Here is a 1,335-nt window from a genome sequence, read left to right as displayed (position 1 = left end):
CGGCCAGCAGGGCTGGGCTTACCGCATCGTGGGCGAAAGCGGCACGCTGTGGCTGCAAGGCTGGTTTGCATGAAGTACGCGGAGCTGCACTGCCTGTCCAACTTCAGTTTCCAGCGGGGCGCCTCCAGTGCCCGCGAGCTGTTTGAACGGGCCAGGCAGCAGGGTTACGAGGCGCTGGCCATCACCGATGAATGCACCTTGTCGGGCATCGTCCGTGCCTGGCAGGCGGCCAAGGAAGTCGGGTTGCCGCTGATTATCGGCAGCGAGATGCGCCTGGAAAACGGCCCCAAGCTGGTGCTGCTGGTGGAGAACCTGGAAGGCTATCAACACCTGTGCCGGCTGATCACCATCGCCCGTCGCCGTGCGGAAAAAGGTCACTACCGGTTGCTGCAGGAAGACTTCACCGCGGTACACGGCTTGCTCGCGTTATGGATGGTCGAAGACACCGATACCCAGGCCCATATCCAATGGCTGCGCAGCACCTTCACCGATCGCCTGTGGCTGGCGGTGGAACTGCATTGCGGCCAGAACGATGCCCGTCACCTTGAGCAACGCCTGAACCTGGCCGCCAGCCTGCACCTGCCGGCGGTGGCCTGCGGCGATGTGCATATGCATGTGCGCGGTCGCCGTGCGTTGCAAGACACCATGACCGCAATCCGTCACCACGTCCCGGTGGCCGAAGCCGGCGCGCGCCTGCATCCCAATGGTGAACGGCACTTGCGCAGCCTCGATGCATTGGCCGCGCTGTACCCGGCGCACTTGCTGGAAGAGTCCCTGAACATTGCCCGGCGTTGCACCTTTGACCTCGGCCAATTGCGCTATCAATACCCCAGGGAGTTGGTACCTGAAGGCCAGGATGCAAAATCCTGGTTACGCACCTTGACCGAGCAAGGCATCGCCCAGCGTTGGCCGAAAGGGGTCGACGCCAAGACCCTCCAGCAGATCAATAACGAACTGGAACTGATCAGCGACCTCGGCTACGAAAGCTACTTCCTCACCGTACACGACATTGTGCGCTTCGCCCGCAGCCGTTCGATCCTGTGCCAGGGCCGTGGCTCGGCGGCCAACTCGGCGGTGTGTTTTGCCCTGGGCATCACCGAGATCGACCCGAGCCTGATGAACATGCTGTTCGAGCGCTTCCTGTCTCGTGAACGCAACGAGCCGCCGGACATCGACGTGGACTTCGAGCACGAACGCCGCGAAGAAGTGCTGCAATACGTCTTCCAGCGCTACGGTCGTACCCGCGCCGCGTTGACGGCGGTGGTCAGCAGCTATCACGGCGCCGGCGCGGTGCGCGACGTGGCCAAGGCCCTCGGGTTGCCGCCGGATCAGGTC

At 63.3% G+C, this 1,335-nt stretch carries 1 protein-coding gene; it reads left to right on the top strand.

Going from position 1 to position 1,335, the window contains the following annotated elements; all coding sequences use genetic code 11:
• Positions 1-48: 48 nt before the first annotated feature.
• A partial coding sequence (locus HX846_RS37215; protein ID WP_256740464.1) for a PHP domain-containing protein occupies positions 49-1,335 on the top strand: 1,287 nt, incomplete at its 3' end.

This window comes from Pseudomonas sp. K5002, assembly GCF_013386655.1.
In the GTDB taxonomy this organism is placed as follows: Bacteria; Pseudomonadota; Gammaproteobacteria; order Pseudomonadales; family Pseudomonadaceae; genus Aquipseudomonas.
Note: the sequence above shows the minus strand (reverse complement) of the source record. Positions and strands in the feature narration are given on the sequence as shown.